The organism is Streptomyces sp. NPDC058646 (assembly GCF_042716875.1).
Classification (GTDB): domain Bacteria; phylum Actinomycetota; class Actinomycetes; order Streptomycetales; family Streptomycetaceae; genus Streptomyces.
In genome coordinates, this window is the sequence record NZ_JBHXRK010000008.1 from 26,755 (window position 1) to 47,212 (window position 20,458).

At 73.5% G+C, this 20,458-nt stretch carries 23 protein-coding genes; 10 read left to right on the top strand and 13 right to left on the bottom strand.

Features of this window, described 5'->3' with window-relative positions; genetic code table 11:
* Positions 1-44: 44 nt before the first annotated feature.
* The 8 genes from ACFWUZ_RS11910 to ACFWUZ_RS11945 form a co-directional block, all read right to left on the bottom strand.
* A complete protein-coding gene (locus ACFWUZ_RS11910; RefSeq protein ID WP_384370929.1) occupies positions 45-791 on the bottom strand; it encodes a metallophosphoesterase in 747 nt (248 codons plus the stop codon).
* Positions 788-1,048 carry a BON domain-containing protein gene (locus ACFWUZ_RS11915; RefSeq protein WP_384370931.1) on the bottom strand — a complete coding sequence of 87 codons (261 nt, stop codon included), beginning with the start codon at positions 1,046-1,048 and terminating at the stop codon, positions 788-790. Before ACFWUZ_RS11915 ends, ACFWUZ_RS11910 begins: the two co-directional genes overlap by 4 nt.
* On the bottom strand, positions 1,020-1,637 hold the full coding sequence (locus tag ACFWUZ_RS11920) for a nucleotidyltransferase family protein (RefSeq protein ID WP_384370933.1): 618 nt from the start codon (positions 1,635-1,637) through the stop codon (positions 1,020-1,022). Before ACFWUZ_RS11920 ends, ACFWUZ_RS11915 begins: the two co-directional genes overlap by 29 nt.
* A 91-nt stretch (positions 1,638-1,728) precedes the next feature.
* A complete protein-coding gene (locus ACFWUZ_RS11925) occupies positions 1,729-3,015 on the bottom strand; it encodes a cytochrome P450 (RefSeq protein ID WP_384370935.1) in 1,287 nt (428 codons plus the stop codon).
* 414 nt (positions 3,016-3,429) lie between these two features.
* Complete coding sequence (locus ACFWUZ_RS11930; RefSeq protein WP_384370938.1) at positions 3,430-4,941, bottom strand: hypothetical protein; 1,512 nt, start codon at positions 4,939-4,941, stop codon at positions 3,430-3,432.
* Positions 4,942-5,062: 121 nt separating this feature from the next.
* A complete protein-coding gene (locus tag ACFWUZ_RS11935) occupies positions 5,063-5,536 on the bottom strand; it encodes a hypothetical protein (RefSeq protein WP_384370940.1) in 474 nt (157 codons plus the stop codon).
* A 25-nt stretch (positions 5,537-5,561) separates the two neighbouring features.
* On the bottom strand, positions 5,562-6,104 hold the full coding sequence (locus ACFWUZ_RS11940) for a hypothetical protein (RefSeq protein ID WP_384370942.1): 543 nt from the start codon (positions 6,102-6,104) through the stop codon (positions 5,562-5,564).
* An 84-nt stretch (positions 6,105-6,188) separates the two neighbouring features.
* Positions 6,189-6,695 carry a hemerythrin domain-containing protein gene (locus ACFWUZ_RS11945; RefSeq protein WP_384370944.1) on the bottom strand — a complete coding sequence of 169 codons (507 nt, stop codon included), beginning with the start codon at positions 6,693-6,695 and terminating at the stop codon, positions 6,189-6,191.
* A gap of 269 nt (positions 6,696-6,964) precedes the next feature.
* Between ACFWUZ_RS11945 and ACFWUZ_RS11950 the strand changes: the two genes are divergently transcribed.
* A complete protein-coding gene (locus tag ACFWUZ_RS11950; RefSeq protein WP_384370946.1) occupies positions 6,965-7,507 on the top strand; it encodes a type 1 glutamine amidotransferase domain-containing protein in 543 nt (180 codons plus the stop codon).
* A gap of 162 nt (positions 7,508-7,669) precedes the next feature.
* Positions 7,670-8,887 carry an aromatic acid exporter family protein gene (locus ACFWUZ_RS11955; RefSeq protein ID WP_384370948.1) on the top strand — a complete coding sequence of 406 codons (1,218 nt, stop codon included), beginning with the start codon at positions 7,670-7,672 and terminating at the stop codon, positions 8,885-8,887.
* Between the two features lie 180 nt (positions 8,888-9,067).
* Here ACFWUZ_RS11955 and ACFWUZ_RS11960 read toward each other — a convergent pair whose 3' ends face one another.
* Entirely contained in the window at positions 9,068-9,868 is an 801-nt protein-coding gene (locus tag ACFWUZ_RS11960; RefSeq protein WP_384370950.1) for a CAP domain-containing protein, read from the bottom strand.
* A 544-nt stretch (positions 9,869-10,412) separates the two neighbouring features.
* On the opposite strand from ACFWUZ_RS11960, the gene ACFWUZ_RS11965 reads away from it, so the two are divergent.
* Positions 10,413-11,675, top strand: coding sequence for a cation:proton antiporter (locus tag ACFWUZ_RS11965; RefSeq protein ID WP_384371348.1), 1,263 nt, complete (start codon positions 10,413-10,415; stop codon positions 11,673-11,675).
* A 470-nt stretch (positions 11,676-12,145) separates the two neighbouring features.
* Here ACFWUZ_RS11965 and ACFWUZ_RS11970 read toward each other — a convergent pair whose 3' ends face one another.
* The gene (locus tag ACFWUZ_RS11970; RefSeq protein WP_384370952.1) at positions 12,146-12,523 is read right to left on the bottom strand and encodes a PRC-barrel domain-containing protein; all 378 of its coding nucleotides are present in this window, start codon (positions 12,521-12,523) and stop codon (positions 12,146-12,148) included.
* Positions 12,524-12,709: 186 nt separating this feature from the next.
* Positions 12,710-12,871, bottom strand: coding sequence for a hydrophobic protein (locus ACFWUZ_RS11975; RefSeq protein ID WP_384370954.1), 162 nt, complete (start codon positions 12,869-12,871; stop codon positions 12,710-12,712).
* Positions 12,872-13,021: 150 nt separating this feature from the next.
* Between ACFWUZ_RS11975 and ACFWUZ_RS11980 the strand changes: the two genes are divergently transcribed.
* Positions 13,022-13,525, top strand: coding sequence for a metallophosphoesterase family protein (locus ACFWUZ_RS11980; protein WP_384370956.1), 504 nt, complete (start codon positions 13,022-13,024; stop codon positions 13,523-13,525).
* Between the two features lie 43 nt (positions 13,526-13,568).
* Here ACFWUZ_RS11980 and ACFWUZ_RS11985 read toward each other — a convergent pair whose 3' ends face one another.
* Positions 13,569-14,942 carry a mycothione reductase gene (locus tag ACFWUZ_RS11985; protein ID WP_384370958.1) on the bottom strand — a complete coding sequence of 458 codons (1,374 nt, stop codon included), beginning with the start codon at positions 14,940-14,942 and terminating at the stop codon, positions 13,569-13,571.
* Between the two features lie 196 nt (positions 14,943-15,138).
* On the opposite strand from ACFWUZ_RS11985, the gene ACFWUZ_RS11990 reads away from it, so the two are divergent.
* From ACFWUZ_RS11990 to ACFWUZ_RS12010, 5 genes are all read left to right on the top strand, one after another.
* Positions 15,139-15,390: a DUF4404 family protein gene (locus ACFWUZ_RS11990; RefSeq protein WP_384370960.1), complete on the top strand. Its 252-nt coding sequence runs from the start codon at positions 15,139-15,141 to the stop codon at positions 15,388-15,390.
* Positions 15,391-15,512: 122 nt separating this feature from the next.
* Positions 15,513-16,247: an ArsR/SmtB family transcription factor gene (locus tag ACFWUZ_RS11995; RefSeq protein ID WP_384370962.1), complete on the top strand. Its 735-nt coding sequence runs from the start codon at positions 15,513-15,515 to the stop codon at positions 16,245-16,247.
* Between the two features lie 68 nt (positions 16,248-16,315).
* Entirely contained in the window at positions 16,316-17,257 is a 942-nt protein-coding gene (locus ACFWUZ_RS12000) for a DMT family transporter (protein WP_384370964.1), read from the top strand.
* Between the two features lie 295 nt (positions 17,258-17,552).
* A complete protein-coding gene (locus ACFWUZ_RS12005; protein WP_384370966.1) occupies positions 17,553-18,062 on the top strand; it encodes a hypothetical protein in 510 nt (169 codons plus the stop codon).
* A gap of 188 nt (positions 18,063-18,250) precedes the next feature.
* Positions 18,251-18,598: a DUF3040 domain-containing protein gene (locus ACFWUZ_RS12010; protein ID WP_384370968.1), complete on the top strand. Its 348-nt coding sequence runs from the start codon at positions 18,251-18,253 to the stop codon at positions 18,596-18,598.
* 38 nt (positions 18,599-18,636) lie between these two features.
* Here ACFWUZ_RS12010 and ACFWUZ_RS12015 read toward each other — a convergent pair whose 3' ends face one another.
* The gene (locus ACFWUZ_RS12015; RefSeq protein ID WP_384370970.1) at positions 18,637-19,836 is read right to left on the bottom strand and encodes a glutamate--cysteine ligase; all 1,200 of its coding nucleotides are present in this window, start codon (positions 19,834-19,836) and stop codon (positions 18,637-18,639) included.
* A gap of 474 nt (positions 19,837-20,310) precedes the next feature.
* Between ACFWUZ_RS12015 and ACFWUZ_RS12020 the strand changes: the two genes are divergently transcribed.
* Complete coding sequence (locus tag ACFWUZ_RS12020; RefSeq protein WP_384370972.1) at positions 20,311-20,457, top strand: hypothetical protein; 147 nt, start codon at positions 20,311-20,313, stop codon at positions 20,455-20,457.
* The last annotated feature ends 1 nt before the right edge of the window (position 20,458 follow it).

The following is a 20,458-nucleotide window of genomic DNA, read 5'->3' on the forward strand; positions in this document are numbered from 1 at the left end:
CGGTGCGGGAGGTCGTCCTCGGCGCCCGTTCGCCTCCGCCGGTGTCAGGCCGTCGAGGGGTCCGGGGCTCCCGGGCCGAGGTGGTAGACGGCGTAGGCCCGGTCGATGACGGGCATGGCGACGTTGCGTACGCGGACGCCGCCGGTGGTCATGCCGTGTTCCGTGCCCATGTGGGCGTGCCCGTGGACGGCCAGGTCCGCGCCTTCCTCGTCGATGGCCTGCGCCAGCAGGTAGCTGCCGAGGAAGGGGTGGATCTCCGGGGGTTCGCCGGCCAGGGTGTCGGCGACGGGCGAGTAGTGGGTCAGGGCGATCCGTGCCGTGCAGTCGGCTCCGCCCAGGTCGGCGAGGGCGCGGCGGAGGCTGGCGGCGCAGTCGCGGGAGTGCCCCATGAAGGCCTTCATCTCGGGCTCGCCGAAGTCGCTGCCGCAGCGGCCTGCGAAGCCTCCGCCGAACCCCTTCGCGCCGGCCACCCCGACCCGGCCGCCCGGGATGTCGAAGACGGCGCTCTGCCCTTCCAGCACCGCGACGCCCGCCGCGGCCAGCAGGGCCACGACTTCGTCCTGCCGGTCGCTCTGGTAGTCGTGGTTCCCGAGGACGGCGACCACGGGTACGGGGAGCCCCGCGACTTCCGCGGCCACGACCGCTGCCTCTTCCGGGGTGCCGTGCCGGGTCAGGTCACCTGCGAGGAGCAACAGGTCGGCGTGGTCCGCGACCGTGTCGAAGGCAGGGCGCAGGGTGCCCGCGCTGTCCGGTCCGAGGTGGATGTCGCCGACGGCTGCGATGCGGATCACAGGAGGCGCTCCTCGTGGTCCGGGGGGTCGGTGTGGACGACCGACAGGTCGTGGCGCCAGGGCAGCGGGGCGAGGACTTCGGCGGCGATCCGCAGGACGGTGTCCCGGCAGGAGGCCGAGGCCACGGGCCCCCACACCAGGACGGTGCCGCCACGGACCTCGACGCGGACGCCGAGTTCGGCGATGTCGTCCTGCGCGAGGCGGTCGCGCAGGTGTTCCGCCCGGTACTCAGGTGTCGTCGTCGGGCACGTGTCCATCGGCGGGCTCCTTCCGCGGCGGGATCACCTGCATGCGTTCGAGGAGGTAGAGGAAGGCGTCGGGGAGCGGGGCGCTGCGGTGGCGCTCGTCGAGGTGCTCCCAGTCGATGCTCTCGCGGAGCATCCTCGCCATCGGGAGGAGGTCGGCGAAGTCGCAGTAGTGCTCGCACAGGGCGGACATGCGGCTGTCCATGAGGTCGGTGGGGGCGAGCACGGGCATCCGTACCGAGTCCACGGCGCGGGTCTCCGCGCGGTCGAGCAGCTCGGGGGCGACCGGCCGTCCGGCGAGGTCGAGGATGAGGTCGATCTCCTCGTCGCCGTCCCGTCCCTTGATCAGCCAGTCCTCCGGCGCGTCGACGATGACGATCCCGCCGGCGGTCAGGGCCTTGACGGCCGCGTCGCTGTCGGACCGGCACAGGCAGAAGTCGGTGTCGTGGCGGAAGCGGGCGGGGACCCCGTGGGCGAATGCGGCGACGCTGCCCGCCAGGGCGAAGGGAACTCCTGCCTCCTTGAGGAGGGCGGCAACCCGTTTCGTGGTCTGCAGGATCGCCTGCGTGTGGTCGTGGGGCAGGGTCGTGCTGTCGCTCACGGTGGCCACCTCCTGCACCGGGACGGGTTCAGGTCCGTCGTCTGCCCCTGGCTCCCGGTGCTAAACCCGGGGCGCGTCGCAGGGGGGCCGGTCACCGGGGCACGGGCCTTCGGACGGAGGAGGGCGAGAGGGTGAACACGAAGCCGCTGTGGGGCAGGGTGGGGATCCGGGTCAGGCTGATGGTGAGGTCCTGTTCGGGGACGTCCATGTCGAGGTGGGCCAGCTCGGCGGCGAGTACGGCGAGCGCCGCGACCGTGATGTCCTCGCCCGGGCAGCGGTGTCCGCGCACGGGGTCCCCGCCGCCCTGCGGGATGAGGTCCGCGAGACCCGGGTGCGCCGGGAGGAAGCGGTGGGGGTCGAAGCGGTACGGGTGGGGGAACAGGTGGGGGTCGTGGTGGTGCCCGTACAGGTCGAGCAGGACCAGGGTGCCCTCGGTGAGGGGCGTGCCGTGGAAGTCGAGGTCGGCGGCGGCGAAACCGCCCACGAAGGGCGCGAAGGGGTAGAAGCGCCGGACCTCGTGCGCGAAGGCGCGGGCGTAGCGGCCGTCGCCGTCCTCGCGCAGCAGGGTCCTGTGCTGCGGCCACCGGTGCAGGGCATGGGCGGCGAACGCGGTGAACCAGGCGATGGCCACGGTCGGGCGGATGACGTTGAGGAGTTCGACCGCGGCGGTGTGGGCGTCGAGGAGGGCGCCGTCTGCGTCCCGGTGCCGGGCCACGGCCTCCAGGACGGTCGCGGAGGCCTCGCCGGGTGCCTCGGGGCCGCCCGCGTCGCGGGTGCGGACGACGAGGTCGGCGAGGAGCGTCTCCTGGCGGGCGCGGGCGTGCCGGGCGCGCAGGTGACGGGGGCCGGGGACGGCGAATCCGTTGACCATGGCCGTGCAGTCGGCGGCCATCCGCGCGATCTGGGAGTCGGACAGGGGCAGGCCCGCCCAGTCGCACACCGACCTGGCGAGGACGCGCGCGGCCTCGTCGAAGACCACGACCGGCTCGCTTCCCCAGCCCGCGGCGGCCTGCCGCCAGCGGAGGGTGACGTGGCCGGCGAGGGTCGTGACGCCCCGGGGGTCCTTCAGGAGGCCGAGGAAGAGCTCCTTGCGGGCGCGGTGCGCGGGGCCGTCCAGGGTGTGTACGGCGCCGCGGCCGAAGAGCGTGTCCAGCACGGGGCCCGGCAGGGCGGCGCTGCGGGCGATGTGGCCCTCCTCGTAGAAGAACGCCACGGCGTCCCGTCCGTGCAGGGCGGTCGCCGAGTGGCCCAGCAGGCGGGCGCGCACGGGGGCGCCGCCGGACTTGCGGAACTGGTCGGGCAGCCACGCGTAGCCGCGGATCAGCAGGGCCAGGGTGCTGTCGGCCCAGGGGACGGTGCGCACCACATGAGAAGACATATCGGATATCTACCCCTTTACGGATGGTGAACCCATCCGGAGCGCCGCGTCCTGGCCGCCGACGGCGCCCGGCACCTGTCCTGGCCGTCCGCTGAGGGTGCCGCCGCGGTAGGGGCCCGGACGGACCGGTCCCCTCGCCCGTCCGGCGCCCCGGCCACGAGGCCGTGCCGGATCGGGCGCCCGCGACGGGGGGCGAGGCCGGGGGCGGACGTCGCCGCGGATCGGGCCGGCGGGGCGCCGACAGCGGCGCCGTGCCGCCCTGGGAGGACGGCACGGCCCAGCAACTGCGCGGGCCGGGCGTCAGCCGGTGCTCTTCGTCGGACCGGCCACGTCGGCGCGCACCCCGCTGACAGGCCGCCCAGGACCCTGTGACGGCGGGCGCGCCGGGAACCGCCGGCCGCTCCCGGCCAGGGTCTACGACTTCTTCAGGCGGCGGGCGATCTCCTCGCTGAGGCGGCGGTTGAGGTCCGCCAGCTGTTCGGGCGTGTAGGCGGAGAGGTCACCGGTGTCCGGCTGGGCGGCAGGAGGCTGCGCCGTGCGTTTCTCTTCCTCCCGGCGTCGCAGTTCCTGCTCCTCCGGTGAGCCGGGGGCCGCGTAGGCACACCTGATGAGTGCGCCGTCGGCCGCCTTGAGGCAGGTCGCCTCCCGGCCGTCGATGCGGCCCCGGCCCTCCACGCGGTAGCGGATGTTCTGGGCGCTGCCGATGGTGGCCGTCCAGGTGCTGCCGCCCGTGGGCGCGACCTCGAACACGCGGTCGTCGTTGTAGCAGCAGACGTCCCGGTACTCGGCCTTGATCAGCGCGACGATCGCCTGCGGGGACGACCAGGTCGGGTCGAGGCGGTGGACGGTCAGCGGCGCGAGTGAGCCGCCGCGGTGCCGGGTGGGGACCGTCGAGACGGCCACGACCGAGCTGGCCTCGCCCTGCGGCGTGAGGAGGGTGACGTAGGCGCTGCCGGTCCCGTCGCGGTGGCGCAGGGTGAACTCGGATTCGTTGCCCGTGTTGGCGCCGTCCTCCGAGGCGTCCCAGCCGCTTCGCTCGAACCACCAGTCGCTGAAGCTGCCGACGGCGGCGGTGGCTTCGCGCTGGCGCGCCGCGAGGCTGAGGGGGTAGGAGGCGCCCGGGACCGATCCCGTGTCGTCGGTGACCGTGAGCCTGCCGGTGCGGCCGTCGTAGAGGGCGAGGCCCGCGGGCCGCTCGGTGACGACGAAGACCCCGGTCTGGCGCTTGAGGGGGACCACGACCACGGGTGTGCCGTCCCCGCGGCAGGTCACGTAGGCGTCGTCGGCGTCGAAGCGGACCCAGCGCTGCTGGGCGGAGATCTTCCGGCCGAGGTTGTGCGTGAACCATCCGCCGATCCGCGCGTCCGCCGTGTCCACGTCGAAGGGGCAGCGCTGCTGGGACCGGCCGCCGCTGCCCAGCGGAACCTCCTGCACCAGCCCGACCTCGTACCCCGCGAGCCAGCCGCGCCGTTCGACGAGGGTGGCGAACCGGTCGGTGTCGGGCAGGTAGGTGATGTCCGCTATCTCACCGGTGACATCGCCCAGGTGGGGAGCGGCCTGGGCCTGGCCGACGACGTACGGCGAGCGGGCGTCCAGTGCGGGCACCGGCTCGGTCACGGTCTTCGTGTGCTCCATGTACGCGCGGTCCTGCAGGTACGCGCCGAAGACCAGCCAGCAGATGCCCAGGACCAGGCCGGCCACGACGCTCACACCGGCGAGGACGCCCACGGCCGTCCCGGCGGAGGCGGCGCGTCCGCGCAGCAGCGGCCGGGCCAGCCAGGGGAGCGAAAGGAGGACGGGCAGCCAGATCCAGGAGAAGAGCTTGCGCAGCTCCCACGCCAGGATCGTCGTGTAGTACGAGCCGTACCAGAGGGCGAGGAGCAGCAGCCCCGCGGCCATGGCCCAACGCAGCAGTACCCGCCCCATGCGTGCCCCTCCCCCGCGGCCCCCGTGCGGTTCGCGCCCATTGTGTACCGCCGGTCACGGGGCGCGTAAGGGGCATGCCGCGATCCGCCGGGGCGTGCCGCATGCGCCCCGGCGGATCGCCTCAGGTCTTCAGGAGCCGGTTGAAGAAGGAGCGGTAGCGCTGGAGGGCGACCCGCAGGTCCTCCGTCGCCACCTCCTCACCCCGGCCCCACTGGCCTTCCAGGTCCTGCTTGTGCGTGGAGAAGGTGCCCGCGAGGGTCTGCATGACCTCGGCCACGAGGGTGTCCGCCGATTTGACGGCGTCCTTCGGGTCGTCGACGAACCGGCCCTGGATCTCGCTCCATTGGCTGCGGTACCGCTCGGTGTCGGCGGCGCCCAGGAGCGGCTGCTCCTCGTCCGCCGGCTCCTGCGAGGCGGTGGCTGCGGGCTCGGGGCCGGCATCCTCGTCGGCGGTGCCGCCCGGGGTGGCCTCGCCGGGGTAGAGCGGCGCCTCGCGCTCCTCGGCGGCGGCCGGTCGGGCCAGGTCCTCCGTGGTCAGTTCGGACTCGGCGGTGGTGCCGTCATTCGGCCGCGGGTCCTCGTCGTTGTAGCGCATCTGTCCCACCTCTCTCCCGGTTCTCTCACCGGCTCTTCTGGTCCGTGAGCAGTTCCTCGAACAGGGCCCGGTAGTGGACCATCGCTCCCCGCAGCTCCTCGGTCGTCGCCTGCCCGTCAGCGCTCCGCACCCGTACGTCGTGTGCGGCCCGGTAGTGGTCCAGGGTCGCGCCGTGCTCCACGGACAGGTCCCGGACGGTGCCCTGGTACCCCTCCGTGGGGTAGCCGCGCTCCCGCATCAGGTTCGAGACCAGTTCGTCCGCCTCTTCGACCGACCCTTCCGGACGGTCCACGAAGTGTTCCTGCACCCCGCTCCACTCCTGCGCGTACTGGATGCGCCGTTCGGCGGGAAGCTCCTTCAGCTCGAGCTGGTCGTGCCGCTCCTCGCGGGCGCGCAGTTCACGCTCGGCCGCGAGCGTGCCGCCCTCTTCCCGGACCGCGCGCTCGTATTCCGGTCCGAAGCGGCCGCGCAGCCGGCGTCGCCTGGCCATCATCGCCAGGGCCGCGGCGATGGCGATCACCACGACTGCGGCGACGGCGATGATCACGATCAGAGTGCTCGTCGACATGGTGTCTGGCCTCCGTCCTGGGGCCTTGCCCCCTATGGTGGCGGCTGCCCCCGCCCGGGTCGGACAAACCCCCGGGCGCCGCCGTCAGCGGCCCACGACGGCGCGCACGTTGTCGACGCTGCCGCAGTCCGCCGCCAGCTGCCGTTCGCGTTCCTGCAGGAAGGCGACGCCCAGCTCGGCCCGGCGCTCGTCGGGGACGTTCTCCCTGGCAGCGTTGAGGATCGTCCGCTCCTCCTCGTCCAGGTGGTGGGAGACCGCCTTGACGAGGTCCTCCAGCCGGCTGTCCCACGCGTCGGAGCCCACCTCGTCCACTTCCAGCAGCGCCAGCAGGGCCTCGTTGCCTTCCGCGTGCTCCTCCGTCCCGTGCTCGACCTCCTCGGCGTCCACGTTCTTGAACCGCTTCAGCGCGCCGTACACCTCCGACTCCTCCGCCTCGCCGTGGGCGATCAGCAGCGCGGAGAACTTCATGAGCGCGTCCTTGCGGTCCGACTCCACGCTCCGCATCCGGCGGAACAGCTCCTCCATGCGGCGATGGTCCTTGAGGATCAACGCCACGACGTCCTGCTCCTGGTGCTGCCGGTCCGTGGTCATGCCACCTGCCTCCTCGCTCGGGTCCGCCCCGTCCCCCGCCGGGTGCTCGCCGCCGGACGGTTGAAACCTCCCGTACGGCTCGTCCGCAGCGCCGGGAGCCCGGTCGCGGGGTGGTCGGGGGACGGCTCGGGAGGGCCGGGAAGGAGGAGGCGTGAGGGGCTCGCGCCCGGGCAGGCGCGGGGTGCGAGCGGCATCCCTGCGCGGGTGACCGCGCCGCGTCCGGCGGCCGGACCCGTACCCGTATCCCGGTGAAAGAGGAGGTGGACCCGGTGCGCATCGCCTTTCTGACCGCGCCCGAAGGTGTGGAGGAGATCGAACTCACCCGGCCGTGGAAAGCGGTCGAGGAGGCGGGCTGGAACCCGCAGCTGGTGTCGACCGAGCCCGGACAGGTCCAGGCGTTCGACCATCTGGACAGGGCGGGCCGCTTCACGGTCGACCATGTCCTGGCCGGGGACACGGCCGACGCGTTCGACGCCCTCGTCCTGCCCGGCGGTGTCGCCAACCCCGACGCCCTGCGGCTGGACGAGCGCGCCGTGGGCTTCACCCGAGGGTTCTTCTCGGCGGGCAAGCCCGTGGCGGCGATCTGTCACGCCCCCTGGACCCTGGTCGAGGCGGACGTGCTGCACGGCCGGACGCTGACCTCGTGGCCGAGCCTGGCCACGGACATCCGCAACGCCGGCGGAACCTGGGTGGACGAGGCGGTCCACGTCTGCCGCGCCGCGGACTCCACGCTGGTCACCAGCCGCAAGCCGGACGACCTGGACGACTTCTGCGCGGCCCTCGTCGAGGAGTTCGCGCGCCAGGACCGGTGACGGTCGGCTGACCGAAAACCCTTTCCCCGCCCGGAGCGCCGCGCTCCGGGCGGGTCTGCGTGTCCGGCCCCGCACGCCGGCGGACGCCGGTGGTGGAACCGCCCTTCCCTGACGGCATGTCAAATCCGCGATGAGGCACCGCGTTCCGGGAAGGTGCGGATCATGACGCAAGCACTTGCCTCACTCCAGCACCTCGTACGTCGGCACCGGGAGCCCGCGGTCGTCCAGGCCGTCCGCTCCACGGCCGCCGCCGTCGTCTCCTACGTCGTCGCGCTCCAGCTGAGCAGCGAGCCCGCACCGCTGACCGCACCCCTGACCGCTCTGCTCGTCGTGCAGGTGACCCTCTACACCACGCTCACCACCGGCATCCGGCGCGTGAACTCCGTGGTCGCGGGCGTCCTCATCGCAATCGGGTTCAGCGCTCTGGTGGGTCTGACCTGGTGGAGCCTCGGTCTGATCATCCTGGCCTCCCTCGTCGTGGGCCGACTGGTGCGGGCGGGCGAGTTCGTACCCGAGGTCGCGATCAGCGCCATGCTCGTCCTCGGGGTGACCCGGGTGGCGGACACCGCCTGGGACCGGGTCCTCGAAACCCTGATCGGCGCCGCGGTCGGCCTGGCCTTCAACGTGCTCCTCGCACCACCTGTGTGGGTGGAGCCCGCGCGCGACGCCATCGTCGACCTCGCGGCCGGCATGCGCACGCTCCTGCTGCACATCGGGAGCGGGGCGGGTCAGGCGACCACGGTGGAGACGGCCGCCGCGCGGCTGCACGAGGCCCGCCGGCTCGACAACGACATCGCCGAGGTCGACGGTGCGCTGCGGCAGGCCGAGGACAGCCTGCGGCTGAACCCGCGCGTGCGCGAGGGCACCCTCTTCAGGCTGGTGCTGCGGACGGGTCTCGACACCCTGGAGATCTGCGCGGTGGTGCTGCGGGTGTCCTGCCGGACCCTGACCGACCTGGCCCGGACGCGGGGAGCGGAGCCCCTCTTTTCGCCGAAGCCGGCCGAAGCACTGCAGGACGTGTACGCCCACATGGCGGTGGCGGTCGAGTCCTTCGCCCAGCTCATCACGGCCCAGGTCAGCGCCAACGCGGAGGCGGCCGAAGCCAGGCTCACCGAGGAGCTCGCGACCGCCCGCCGCAGTCGCGAGCGGTTCGCGGCCCTGCTCCCGGAGCAGATCGCCCTGCACCCCGACGAGTGGCAGCTCTACGGGGCCCTGCTGGCCGAAGCGGACCGCGTCCTGGACGAACTGGACGTGGACAAGCGCTCCGCGCGGCTGCTGGAGGAGCTGGACCGGCACGGCCGCGAACGGCGGGAACGGTATCCGCGGCTGCACGCCCTCGCCGCGCGGGCGACCCGCGGTCGCCGCGAGACCGGCAAGTGAGGCGGGGCGGGCGGCGGACCCGGGCGGGCCGGGCGGGCACGGGCGGGCCGGGCGGGCCGGGCGGCCTCCGGGCCTTCGGCGGCCGGCCGCTCCGGCCCGGACGCGGGGGCGGGCGTGAGGGGCGGCCTGGTTCCGGCCGCCCCTCACGTCGTACGCGCCCGCTGCCGGCGCGGCGTCCGGTCAGCGCGCCGCGCCGAAGTTCTGCGTCCAGTAGTGGCCCGGCTGCGCGAGGCCGATGCCGATCTCCTTGAAGGAGCAGTCGAGGATGTTCCGCTTGTGGCCCGGGCTGTTCATCCAGCCCTCCATGACCTTCGCGGGGGTGCTGTAGCCGTAGGCGACGTTCTCGCCGTACGTGCTCCACACGTAGCCCGCGCGGGTGATCCGCCGGCCCGGGTCGGAACCGTCGGAGCCGGTGTGGGACATGTTGCTGTGGGCGGCCATGTCCGCGCTGTGGTCCTGCGCGGCCTTGGTGAGCTTCGCGTTCACGGTCAGCGCCTGGCATCCGACGGCGGCGCGCTCCTTGTTCACGAGCACGAGGACCTCGGCCGCAGGGCCGGAGGGCGCCTGGGAGGCCTCCGGCGCGGACGGCGCGGCGGGCGGCTTCGGGGGCTGCGGCTTCTGCGGCTTCTGCGGCTGCGGCCGCACCGGGGGCGTGGTCTCGGCGACCGGCTCCGCGGGCGGTTCGGCGACCGGCTCCACAGGCCGCTCGGTGACGGGCTCCGCGGGCGCCTGGGGCGGAGCCTCGGGGCTCTCGGGGGTGCCGGCCTGGACCTGGGTCTCGACGGGCTGCTGGGAGCCCGGGTCGCCTGCGGGGCCGTTCTGCCAGCGTCGGCTGTCCTGCTGGGCCGCGGCGGCCCGTACGAGGTCGGCGTCCCCGTTGTCGAGGCACGCCAGGGCGGCGGTGGGCACGCCCACGACGGCCAGCGCCCCGACGGCGACGATTATTTTCCTGTGGTGGGCTTTCTTACGGTGCTTCTTCATGCGTGACCTCACTCGGATCGCGAAGCTCCCGGCGCCGGACCGCAAGGGCGCCGGAGGAGCCGCCATTCTGAGAAGTCCCGCAGCTGCCTGGCAAGCTGCCGCTACTAAGCCGGGTAGGAGGTCCGGGGCACGGCTTGAATCGGCCCGAAGATCGTGCATGCATCCCCCACGGCCGTCTCGGCCCGCATCTGACGCCTCGCTAGAACCACCGTCCATCAGCCCCGTTGACGAAAGCGGAATCCGAGTCGCCGCTTCCGTTTCTGGCGGAGTGAGGCATGTCAACCCCAAACAGGTACAAACATCGAAATGTCGACCACCCGACGGCCGCCCCGGGCCTGTCGGACCGCAACCCGGACCGTGACGCATGTCACGGTTTCCGGAGGAACCGGACGGCGGGCGCGCCCACCCCGGGTACCCACGGCACGTGCGCCCACTCCCTCCTCTCCTGGTGCCGATCTGCACAGGGGCCCCGGCGGCGGCCGGAGCGGGATCGGGGTAGACGCGTGTCGAGCGTTTCGTACGGGATGGGGTGGTCGGGTTGGGTCTGACGGGAATCGACGTGGTGTATGCGTGCGTGGGGCTGGGGGCGTTGTGCGCGGCGGTGCTGCCGACAGCCTTGGCGAAACGTCCCCTCTCGCTGCCCATGGTCTTCCTGGCCGCCGGGTTCCTGGTGTTCCTGCTCCCGCTCGACGCCCTCCCCGACCTCGATCCCGTCCGGCACCGCGGTGTGGTGGAGCACCTCACGGAGGTCTGCGTCGTGGTGGCGCTGATGGGGGCCGGCCTGGCCATCAACCGGCCGCCGGGCCTGCGCGCCTGGGCGACCACCTGGCGGCTGCTGGGGCTGGCCATGCCCCTCACCATCCTGCTGACGGCGGCCGCCGCGGGGTGGCTGCTCGGGTGGCCGCCGGCCGTCGCCCTGCTGGTAGCAGCCGTCCTCGCGCCCACGGACCCGGTCCTGGCCGCCGAAGTGCGGGTGGGCGAACCGACGGACGAAGAGGACGACGAGGACGAGGCCCGCTTCGCGTTGACCAGCGAAGCCGGCCTCAACGACGGCCTCGCCTTCCCCTTCGTCCTGGCCGCCGTGGCGCTGACCACGGCCTCCACGACGGGCTGGTCCACGGAAGGGCTCTGGCACTGGGCCTGGAGCGACGTGCTGGTGCGCAGCGCGGTGGGGCTGCTGGTGGGCATCGCCGTGGGACGGCTCCTCGGCTGGATGTTCTTCCAGGCGACCTGGAAGGCGCTGCGGCTGTCCGAACACCGGGAGGGCTTCGTCGCGCTGGCGGCCACCTTCACCGCGTACGGGCTGGCGGAGCTGCTGCACGGCTACGGCTTCGTCGCCGTGTTCGTCACCGCCTGCACCATCCGCGGGGCCGAACGCGGCCACCGCTACCACCGCGTCATGCACGCCTTCACCGACCAGATCGAGCGGCTCCTCACCGCCGTGATCCTCTTCCTCGTCGGGGGCTACGTCGCCGACGGCGGCCTCGCCGCCCTGACCTGGCGCGGGGCCGCTCTGGGACTGGTGCTCTTCCTGCTGATCCGCCCCGTCGTGGGGTGGGTCGTGCAGGCACGGGGACGGGCCGTCGGGAGGGAGCGGGCCATTATCGCGGTCTTCGGGATCCGCGGGATCGGCTCCTTCTTCTACCTGGCGTACGCCTTGGGGGTGGCGGAGTTCGCCGCTCCCGCACGGGAGCTGTGGGCGGTGGTGACCTTCACGGTCATCCTGTCGGTGCTCCTCCACGGCATCGCGGCGACTCCCGTCACCGGGCGCCTCGACCGCGCGCGGGAACCGGACGACGGCTCCTGAAGACGGAATTCCGCACCCCACGTACCGCGCCGGGGCCGCGGAGCCGCGGCCCCGCCGGCGCTCAGGGGCAGGCCGTACGCGCGCGGGGGGGACAGGGGCCGCCGGTCGCCGCGGGCGGGATCCGCATCCGGCGCAGCAGATCACGCGTGGTACGCAGCCTCCGGGTGCTGCGCCGGGCCAGTCCGGGGTGGCGTGAGCGCAGGTGGGAGAGGGCTCGGATGCCGATCCCTCCCCGCCGTGACGGGCGGCCCCGCCCCCGGGGGGTGGTGTCGCGGCGCCGGCGGCCCGCCGGAAGGAGGTGCTCGTAGGACGCGCATGCTGTCCGTGCATGCTGCGCGTGTGCCCGTCCCCGCATGTCGATGCCCGCGCGGTCGCACGGGCATCGGTGAGCCCACGGTCCGGTTCCGGGCCGGAACGCGGCAACGGGCCCGAACTCGGAGAGTTCGGGCCCGTTGCTCGGCATGCGCGGGTCAGACGGGGCGGCCGCCGAAGGGGATCCCCGGGATGTACGGGCCGTAGTACGTGCCCAGTGCGGCACGGTAGCCGGGGTCCCCCAGGTGCTTGTCCCGGTGGAACTCGGGGGCGTCCTTGATCTGCTCCTTGGTGCGGTCGACGAAGATCTTGTTCTCTTCGGGGTCGATCCGCGTCACGGTGCCGGCCGGGAGGAGCACTTCCTTCCCGAAGATCCAGACGCCGGTGTCCACGACCAGATACGCGTCGCCGACCTCGTCGGAGTGCTTGTCGACCTTGCCGATGCTGCCGTCGGTCGCTTCGACCTTGTAGCCCGTCAGGTCGGTTCCGGCCAGGTGGCCCGAGGTCGACGTGTAACTCCACACGTGCTCAGTCACGCGAAACAACTCCTCCGGTGGATCGGGGCTGCGAGGAATCTCCTGCCGCCCTTTTCTTTTCCGTCTGTCGTGCGGGACGGTCTCCGTTTCCGCTCGGCCGCACGTGCCCGGTACGGGGCACTTCATTCGCCGGGACCGGAGACCTGGAATACGAATTCCACGCCCCCTGTCACGCCTCCGGCGCCGCTACCAGCGGTACCAGCGGCCACTGCCGTTCTTGGGGCGGGCGACGAAGCCGATCAGCCACAGCACCAGTACGGCGATCGCGATCCACCAGAGGATCTTCACCGCGAAACCGGCACCGAAGAGAATCAGGACCAGCAGAAGAACAAGAAGCAGGGGAACCATGATTATCAACCTCCGAAAAGCCGTTTGCCCCGGCATCTCCCGCCCACACGTGCGAATTGACGGACCGTATCCGTGACGGCCCCGGAATTCCCCCCGTACGGGCGCCCTCATCGCCGTGCCTCCCCCACCGGGCGTGCCTACGGTGGGCGCATGCGACTGCTGCTGACCTCCGACACCCACGTACCCGCGCGTGCCACCCGCCTGCCGGAGGCCCTGCTGACGGCCGTCGACGAGGCCGACGCGGTGATCCATGCCGGGGACTGGATCGACGAGGCCACCCTCGACCTGCTGGAGTCGCGGTCCCGCCGCCTCATCGGCGTGTACGGCAACAACGACGGGCCCGCCCTGCGCCGCAGGCTGCCCGAGGTCGCCCGCGCGGAGCTCGGCGGCCTGCGCTTCGCCGTCGTGCACGAGACCGGCCCGGCCGCCGGCCGCGAACGGCGCTGCGCCGCCCGCTTTCCCGACGCGGACGTCCTGGTGTTCGGCCACAGCCACATCCCGTGGGACTCCACGGCCCCGGGCGGGCTGCGCCTGCTCAACCCCGGTTCGCCGACCGACCGCCGGCGGCAGCCCCACCACACCTTCCTCACCCTCACGGTCACGGACGGCGCCCTGGACCGGATCACGCTCCACCGGCTGCCCGGGCGGCGCTGAAGCCGTGAACTGCCCGGCCGGGGCGCTTCGGTGCCGTTCGCCTTCAGGGACCGAGGTCCAGGTCGAGCAGCGCGTTGGAGACCGCCTCGGTGGGCGCAGGATGGATCCAGTACGGCGTGCCCGCCAGGGCGGCTGCGGTGATCCCCAGGCTCATGGCGACCACCAGCGGCTGGATGAGGGCGGCGGCCTGCGGCCCCATGATGTGCGCGCCCAGGAGGTGCCCGGTGACCCGGTCCGCAAGCACCTTGCAGAAACCCGTGGTGTCCTCCAGGGCCCACCCGTACGCGGTGTCGGAGAACCGGCGCACCGCGACCGCGTAGTCGAGCCCCTCCTCCCGGCACTCCCGCTCGGTCCTTCCCACCTGGGCGATCTGAGGGCAGGTGAACACCGCCGCCGGGACCGCGTCGTGGGAGGTGCGGACCAGGTCGTCGGGGTGCAGCAGGTTGTGCGCCACGACCTGCGCCTCCCGGTTCGCGACGTGTTTGAGGGGGAAGGGCGTGCACACGTCGCCGAGGGCGAAGACCCCCGGGGCGGTGGTCCGCTGGAAGGCGTCCACGACGACGCGGCCGTCGTCGTGGAGGGACATGCCGGCGCGTTCGGCCCGGAGCCTGTCGCTGTTGGGCGTGCGTCCCACGGCGACGAGCAGGGTGTCCGCTTCGACGGTCGTGCCGTCGTCGAGCCGCAGCCGCAGACGTCCCGGCTCGCCCTCGACGCGGGTCAGCGCGGTGCCCGTGCGGACGTCGTATCGGGCTGCGGCCAGCTCGGTGTAGGCGGCGGAGACGGAGGCGTCCTGGGCGGCGAGCAGCCGGTCCTCCTGCTCGACGACGGTGACGCGGCTGCCCACGGCGTGGAAGACGTGCGCGAGTTCGGCCGCGATGTAGCCGCCGCCCAGCACCGCCAGGTGCCGGGGCGGGGCGTCCAGGCGCATGACGGTGTCGGAGGTCTCGTACGGCAGGCCCGAGTCCGCGACCGGCGCGGGTACGGAGGGGCGGCTGCCGGCGGCGACGACGACCTGCTCCCCGCGGATCAGGAGGGTTTCGTCCCCGGTATCGACCTGCAGGGTCCGTTCGGCGGTGAAGCGGGCGCGCCCGCGGTACACGTGGACGAACCCGGAGCTGCGCCGGCCCTCCTCGCCCTCGGCGGCCTCCTTGTCCAGGCGTCCGAAGACCCGGGTGCGGGCGTCGCCCCAGCGGACCCCGTGCAGCGCGGCGTCCACGTCGAAGCGGCCCGCTTCGCGGACACCGTCGGCGACTTCCGCGGTGTGGACGAGCATCTTGCTCGGGATGCACCCCCGGTTCAGGCACGTGCCGCCGAAGGGGCCCTCGTCGACGACGGCCACGTCCAGGTGGGAGAACCGCTCGTCGACGACGGCGTTGCCGGAGCCCGCTCCGACGATGACGAGGTCATGAGTGCGCATGCCCGGGAAGGTACCGCCGCATCGGGCGGGTTCCCGCAGGCGCGCCCGGGTGGCCGCGGACGTGCCGTTCCGGACGCGTGTGTGCGCCCGGGCCGCCACCGCCAGGGGTACGGACCGCTCCGGCGGGGCAGCCGGTCGGTACCGCCGCGCGGGACGGACCCCGGCGGTACGGACGGCGAGCGACGGAGGACGAACGGTGTCGGACCACGTGACGAAGGAACACCTCGAGGCCCTGCGGGAGGAGCTCCGGACGAGGGGCTCCCACCTCTCGCCGCAGGAGCGCGAGCACCTGGAGGCCCTGCTCCGCGGGCTGGAGGCGGACGCGGCGGCCGACCCCGGCGTGGCGCAGGCGCTGCAGCACGCCGCGGAGCGGTTCGAGGTGAACCACCCTTCGGTCGCCGCGGCGCTGCGCAACATCGGCGTGAGTCTGGCCAACATCGGGATCTGAGAGCCGCCGCCGGGCGCGGAGGTACGGCTTCTCCCTCCTCCCGGCCGTACCGGTGCGGTGCGGTGCGGTGGGTGGCTGTGATGGTTCGCCATGGACCGAAGTTTTGGGGCATCCTGGGATGCATGAACGAGTTGCATCCCGGGACCCCGGAGGACGCGGCGGCGCCCGCGGCCCGGCTGGCCGCCTTCGCTGCGGCGCTGGCCGACGAGACACGGGCCGCCATCTGCATGACCCTGCTGGAGGGCCGGGCCTGGACGGCGGGCGAGCTGGCCCGTATCACCGCCGTGGCGCCCTCCACCGTCAGCGGCCATCTGACCCGGCTGCTCGATGCGGGCCTGTGCGTGACCGAACGGCAGGGCCGCCACAGTTACGTGCGCATCGCCGACGCCGCGACCGCCCGCCTGGTCGACCGGCTCGCCTCGTACGCGATCCCGGACCGGGACGCGGCGCACGCGGTCCCCGTGGTCTCCGCACCGGACCCGCTGGCCCGCGCCCGGACCTGCTACGACCACTTCGCCGGGCGGCTGGGCATGGCGGTGACCGACGCGATGGAGCGGCGCGGGCTGCTGCGCACCGAGGGCGTCTTCGAGCTGACGGAGGAGGGCCGGGCCTGGTGCGCCCGGGCCGGTGTCGACCTCGCCCAGGTGGGGCGCAGGCCGCTGGCGAGTTCCTGCCTGGACTGGACCGAGCGGCGCCGGCACCTGGGCGGGACCGCCGGGGCGCGGCTGTGCGCAAGGGCCCTGCGGGAGAAGTGGGTGGTGCGCCCGGCGGGAGGCGGGCGGGCGCTGGAGGTGACGGCTCGCGGAGAGCGGGCCTTCGGCGGCCTGCTGGGCATCACCCCGGAAGCGTGGCACTGAGCCGGCCGACACTCTCACCGTCAATAATTCGGTCGTTGCCGAAGCGTTTTGGTCGTAGGGTGGTCCCCATGACGTTCCGCACGAGTCCGATTCCGCCCGGCGCGCTCACGGTCGGCGCCGTCACCTTCACGGTGTTCGCCTGGGCCTCCGCCTTCGTCTCGATACGCAGCGCGGGCTCCGCGTACTCACCGGGGGCCCTGGCCCTCGGCCGGCTGCTGGCCGCCTCGGTGGTGCTCGCCGTCCTGCTGCTGGTCCGCCGCCAGGGCCTTCCCCCGCGCGAGGCCTGGCGCGGGATCCTCGTGTCCGGCCTGGTGTGGTTCTGCGGCTACACCGTCGCGCTGAACTGGGGCGAGCGGCTGGTCGACGCGGGCACGGCCGCGCTGCTCGTGAACACGGGGCCCATCCTGATGGCACTCCTCGCGGCCCGTCTGCTCGGCGAGGCGCTGCCGCCTCGGCTGCTGGCGGGGATGGCCGTCTCCTTCGGCGGAGCCGTGGTCGTGGGCCTGTCCATGTCCGGTGACGGCGGCTCCACCTCGGTGCTCGGGGTGGTGCTCTGCCTGCTCGCGGCCGTGGCCTACGCGACCGGCGTCGTCGCGCAGAAGCCCGCGCTCTCCTACGGCACACCCCTGCAGATCACCGCGTACAGCTGCCTGACGGGAGCCGTGGTCTGTCTGCCCTTCACGGGGCAGCTGGTCTCGGAGCTGCCCGCGGCCCCGCTGTCGGCGACCTTGAACATGGTCTACCTGGGCGTCGTACCGACCGCCCTCGCCTTCACCACGTGGACCTACGCCCTGGCCCGCATGCCGGCCGGAAAGCTGGGCGCGACGACCTACGCCGTGCCGGCCGTCGTCGTCCTGATGAGCTGGGCCTTCCTGGGCGAGGTGCCCGCCTGGCTCACCCTGCTGGGCGGGGTGCTCTGCCTGGCCGGAGTCGCCGTGTCCCGGTACGGGCCGCGTGGCCCGCGGAAGGCCGTACGCGACGACCGCGGGGTGCCCGCAGGGCGGGCGTGACGGCCGGGTCAGTCCCTGGCCAGGTTGAAGATCAGGACGAGCAGGGCCCCTGCCATGACCACCAGGTGGAACCACGCCGGGGCCCCCAGCACGCCTTCTCCGCCGAACCAGGTCATCGCGGACTCCTCTCGTCCTCGGACACCGGGCCGCCGAGCCGCGGCCCTGGTGCGCGCTTGCCCGGAAACCGGGCCACGACACTCCGGACGGGCCTCACCCGGATGCCCGGTCCGCTGGGCATCGCGGCGGACGGGCCGTTGACTGGGTCGTCCGCAGGGCTCTGACTCCGGGAGGCGTGGTGGCGGTGATCGCGTGGATGCGTGGCGCGGCAGGTGGGATGGTGCTGGCGGTGGTGGCGCTCGGTGCCACGGGATGTTCGAACGGCGACGGCAACCCGTCCGGCGCCGTGTCGAGCGCGGCGTCGGCGGTGCAGTCTGCCGGTGACGCGGTCTCCTCCGCCGCCGCCGAGGCCGGGAAGGCCGCCGAGTCCGCCGCGGCCGTCGCGAAGGACAAGCTCGCGGAGGTCAAGGACGGGGTCGACGCCAGGGACCAGACGTCCCTGGGCACGGTGACGACCGACTCGAACGGCTTCACGACGGTCCCGGTGACGGTCCGGAACACCGACGAGGCGGCGAAGTCCTTCGCGGTGCAGGTCGAATTCAAGGACGAGAGCGGCAAGATGCTCGACACCGTGGTGACGACCGTGTCGGACGTCGCCGGCAAGGGCACCGGGGAGGGAACGGCCCGCAGTACGCACAAGCTGTCGGGCACGGTGTCCGCCCAGATCGGTACCGCACTGCGCTACTGAGACCGGGCCGGGGGCCCGGCCCCGCCCCCGGTCCGTTCCCCCGTCCACCCGGCCCGTGGACCGTGACCTCCCGGTACGTGCCCCCGCTCCCTGCTCGTCCCGGCGGGGCTCCGGCTGCTTACGGAGCGACGCCGGGGGTACGTGCCCAGCAGACGGACACGGCGGACGCTGAGGATGGGGGCTCCGGTATGGACGGCCCTGAGCTCTCCCGGCAGGAGCAGAGAATGCTCGCCGACATCGAGCGGGATCTGTGTGCCGACCCGCTGCTGGACCGCAGGCTGCGCACCATGCACCGTGGGATCAGGCCCTGGAGCAGTCCCGCGGCCCGGGCCCGGCGCAACGGCCTCGCCCTGTGCGCGTCGTTCCTCGGCTTCGTCTGCGCGGTGCTGTTCGTCCGCGCCGCCGCCACCTCCTCCCCCGCTCTGCTCTGGGCCTTCGCCGCGGTCTGGGTCGTCACCCTGGTCTGCCTGCTGCTGCTCGTGATGCGGCGGTGGCGCAGGGCGGCGGCGGTCCTTGCCGCGCGCAAAAGGACCTGAGCGCCTCGCACCGGCGGTGTCGGCCCCGCGGTCGTCCCTCAGCGGGGCTCCGGGGCCGTGCTCGCCGCCAGGTCGTCCACCACGGCGGTCAGGCTGCCCGTCCGCCGGTACACCGCGCGCTGGCGCTCCGCGCCGGTGCCGTACCGCTGCAGACCGTCGAGCAGCCGCTCCGCTTCCGCGAGGTCTCCCGCGGCGTCCAGGCCCGGCTCGGCCCGCCGCAGCAGAGCGGTGATCAGCCCCTGCCCCGTAACGGTGTCGCCGGTCAGGGGGTCTACCGCCGCGCCGGTACGACCGTGACGGGCCGCGGAGCGGTGGGCCGCCCGGAGCCGGCCGTACGGAACCTCCGGCGGCGGGCCGCCCCCCGCTGCGGCCTCGGCCGTGAACACCGTGCACAGGCCGCGGACCAGCAGGGCGAGGAGGAGGGTCGTGTCCGGGTCGGCGCTGACGTCCGCGATCCGGATCTCGACGGTCGGTACGTGCTCGGACGGCCGGGTGAACCAGTAGATCATCGCCCGGTCGAGGAGGATCCCCGACCGCACCAGGGCGTCGGCGGTCTGCTCGTAGCCCGCCGGATCGAGGACAGGGGCGGGTTCCACCGTCGGCCAGCGCCCGAACTCCACCGCACGCCGGCTCGCGTACCCGCTCTCGCGGCCCCCGTGGAACGGCGAGTTCACCGCAAGGGCCTGGAGTGCGGGCAGGTAGGGACGCAGCCGGTTGGACAGGTCCAGGGCGCGGGAGCGGTCGACGGAGCCGATGTGGACGTGGCAGCCGCACACCACCCCGAGGCTGCCGTCCACCAGGGCGCCGTAGTAGCCGGCCATGCGCCGGTAGCGCGGTGTGTCGGTGACCGGAACGGGTTCGCGGGGCGGCACCACGGCGGTGCCCGCGCCCACGAGCAGGCACCCCGCCTCGCGTGCCGCCAGAGCGGCGGTCGCACGCAGCGCCCGCAGCTGCTCCCGCAACTGGATTGCGGACGCGGTGGGCTGCGTGCACATCTCCAGCTGGCAGCTGTAGAACTCGGACTGCGCCTGCGGCCCCAGCTCCGTGGAGAGCGCCGCGAGCACCTGGGCCGCCCGGGGCACCGGCGCCCGCGTCCGGCGGTCGACGAGGAAGAACTCCTCCTCGACGCCCATCGTGAGCGCGGCGTCACCGGCCGCGTCCGGTGGCGTCCGACGGGCGGACGGGGCGCGCTCCCCCGGGCCCGCGCTGCCGGTCCGCCGCCGTACGGTCGCCGTCATGCCCGGCGTCTGCCCCCGCCAACGGTCCGCCATGCCGGGACCCCGGGCGCTCGTCCCCGGGGCAGGTTTCTGCTGCGGATGTCCGGGCAGCGGCACGGCGAGAGGTACTCCGCGAGCGGAAGGAAAGGCCATGGACGACCAGGGCGGTGCCGGGGGCGCACCTTTGCACGGCGACGACGACCAGGCGCGGCGGCGCACACCCGGCGGGAAGGCGCACTCCCGCGCATCCCGCGACTCCGAAGGGCCCCGCGCGTCCCGGGAACGGGAGGCGGAAGGGACGGAAGGGACGGAAGAGGGGGGCACCCGCGCCGCGGACACGGACGAGGCGAGCCGGCTCGACCGGCCCAGGACGTCCGGGGAGAGCCGGGGGAAGGGCGCCGGCTGGAAGGGTCCCGACGAGTGACCCGCTAGTGCGCGATCCGGGTCGGTCGCGGGTCGCGCCGCGGCGCGTCAGTTCTGAGGACGGCGAGGGTGATGACGTCCTGGTGGCCGGTGTGCCCGACGGCGGACGGCCCGAGCGCAGTGGCGTTGCGGACGGCCGCCGCCCGCGTGTCCCGGGCCGTGTCCGGCCTCACCGCCGAGGGCGCCGTCCACGGCGTGCGCGAGGGGGAAATGCCCTGAC

Bases quoted from the DNA above. Each gene is read 5' to 3' on its own strand.
- ACFWUZ_RS12000 (WP_384370964.1), top strand. From the start codon at position 16,316: ATGACGTTCCGCACGAGTCCGATTCCGCCCGGCGCGCTCACGGTCGGC.
- ACFWUZ_RS11945 (WP_384370944.1), bottom strand. From the start codon at position 6,695: ATGACCACGGACCGGCAGCACCAGGAGCAGGACGTCGTGGCGTTGATC.
- ACFWUZ_RS11980 (WP_384370956.1), top strand. From the start codon at position 13,022: ATGCGACTGCTGCTGACCTCCGACACCCACGTACCCGCGCGTGCCACC.
- ACFWUZ_RS12015 (WP_384370970.1), bottom strand. From the start codon at position 19,836: ATGACGGCGACCGTACGGCGGCGGACCGGCAGCGCGGGCCCGGGGGAG.
- ACFWUZ_RS11925 (WP_384370935.1), bottom strand. From the start codon at position 3,015: ATGTCTTCTCATGTGGTGCGCACCGTCCCCTGGGCCGACAGCACCCTG.
- ACFWUZ_RS11930 (WP_384370938.1), bottom strand. From the start codon at position 4,941: ATGGGGCGGGTACTGCTGCGTTGGGCCATGGCCGCGGGGCTGCTGCTC.
- ACFWUZ_RS12010 (WP_384370968.1), top strand. From the start codon at position 18,251: ATGGACGGCCCTGAGCTCTCCCGGCAGGAGCAGAGAATGCTCGCCGAC.
- ACFWUZ_RS11960 (WP_384370950.1), bottom strand. From the start codon at position 9,868: ATGAAGAAGCACCGTAAGAAAGCCCACCACAGGAAAATAATCGTCGCC.
- ACFWUZ_RS11975 (WP_384370954.1), bottom strand. From the start codon at position 12,871: ATGGTTCCCCTGCTTCTTGTTCTTCTGCTGGTCCTGATTCTCTTCGGT.
- ACFWUZ_RS11995 (WP_384370962.1), top strand. From the start codon at position 15,513: ATGAACGAGTTGCATCCCGGGACCCCGGAGGACGCGGCGGCGCCCGCG.
- ACFWUZ_RS11955 (WP_384370948.1), top strand. From the start codon at position 7,670: ATGACGCAAGCACTTGCCTCACTCCAGCACCTCGTACGTCGGCACCGG.
- ACFWUZ_RS11915 (WP_384370931.1), bottom strand. From the start codon at position 1,048: ATGGACACGTGCCCGACGACGACACCTGAGTACCGGGCGGAACACCTG.
- ACFWUZ_RS11935 (WP_384370940.1), bottom strand. From the start codon at position 5,536: ATGCGCTACAACGACGAGGACCCGCGGCCGAATGACGGCACCACCGCC.
- ACFWUZ_RS11985 (WP_384370958.1), bottom strand. From the start codon at position 14,942: ATGCGCACTCATGACCTCGTCATCGTCGGAGCGGGCTCCGGCAACGCC.
- ACFWUZ_RS12020 (WP_384370972.1), top strand. From the start codon at position 20,311: ATGACGTCCTGGTGGCCGGTGTGCCCGACGGCGGACGGCCCGAGCGCA.
- ACFWUZ_RS11940 (WP_384370942.1), bottom strand. From the start codon at position 6,104: ATGTCGACGAGCACTCTGATCGTGATCATCGCCGTCGCCGCAGTCGTG.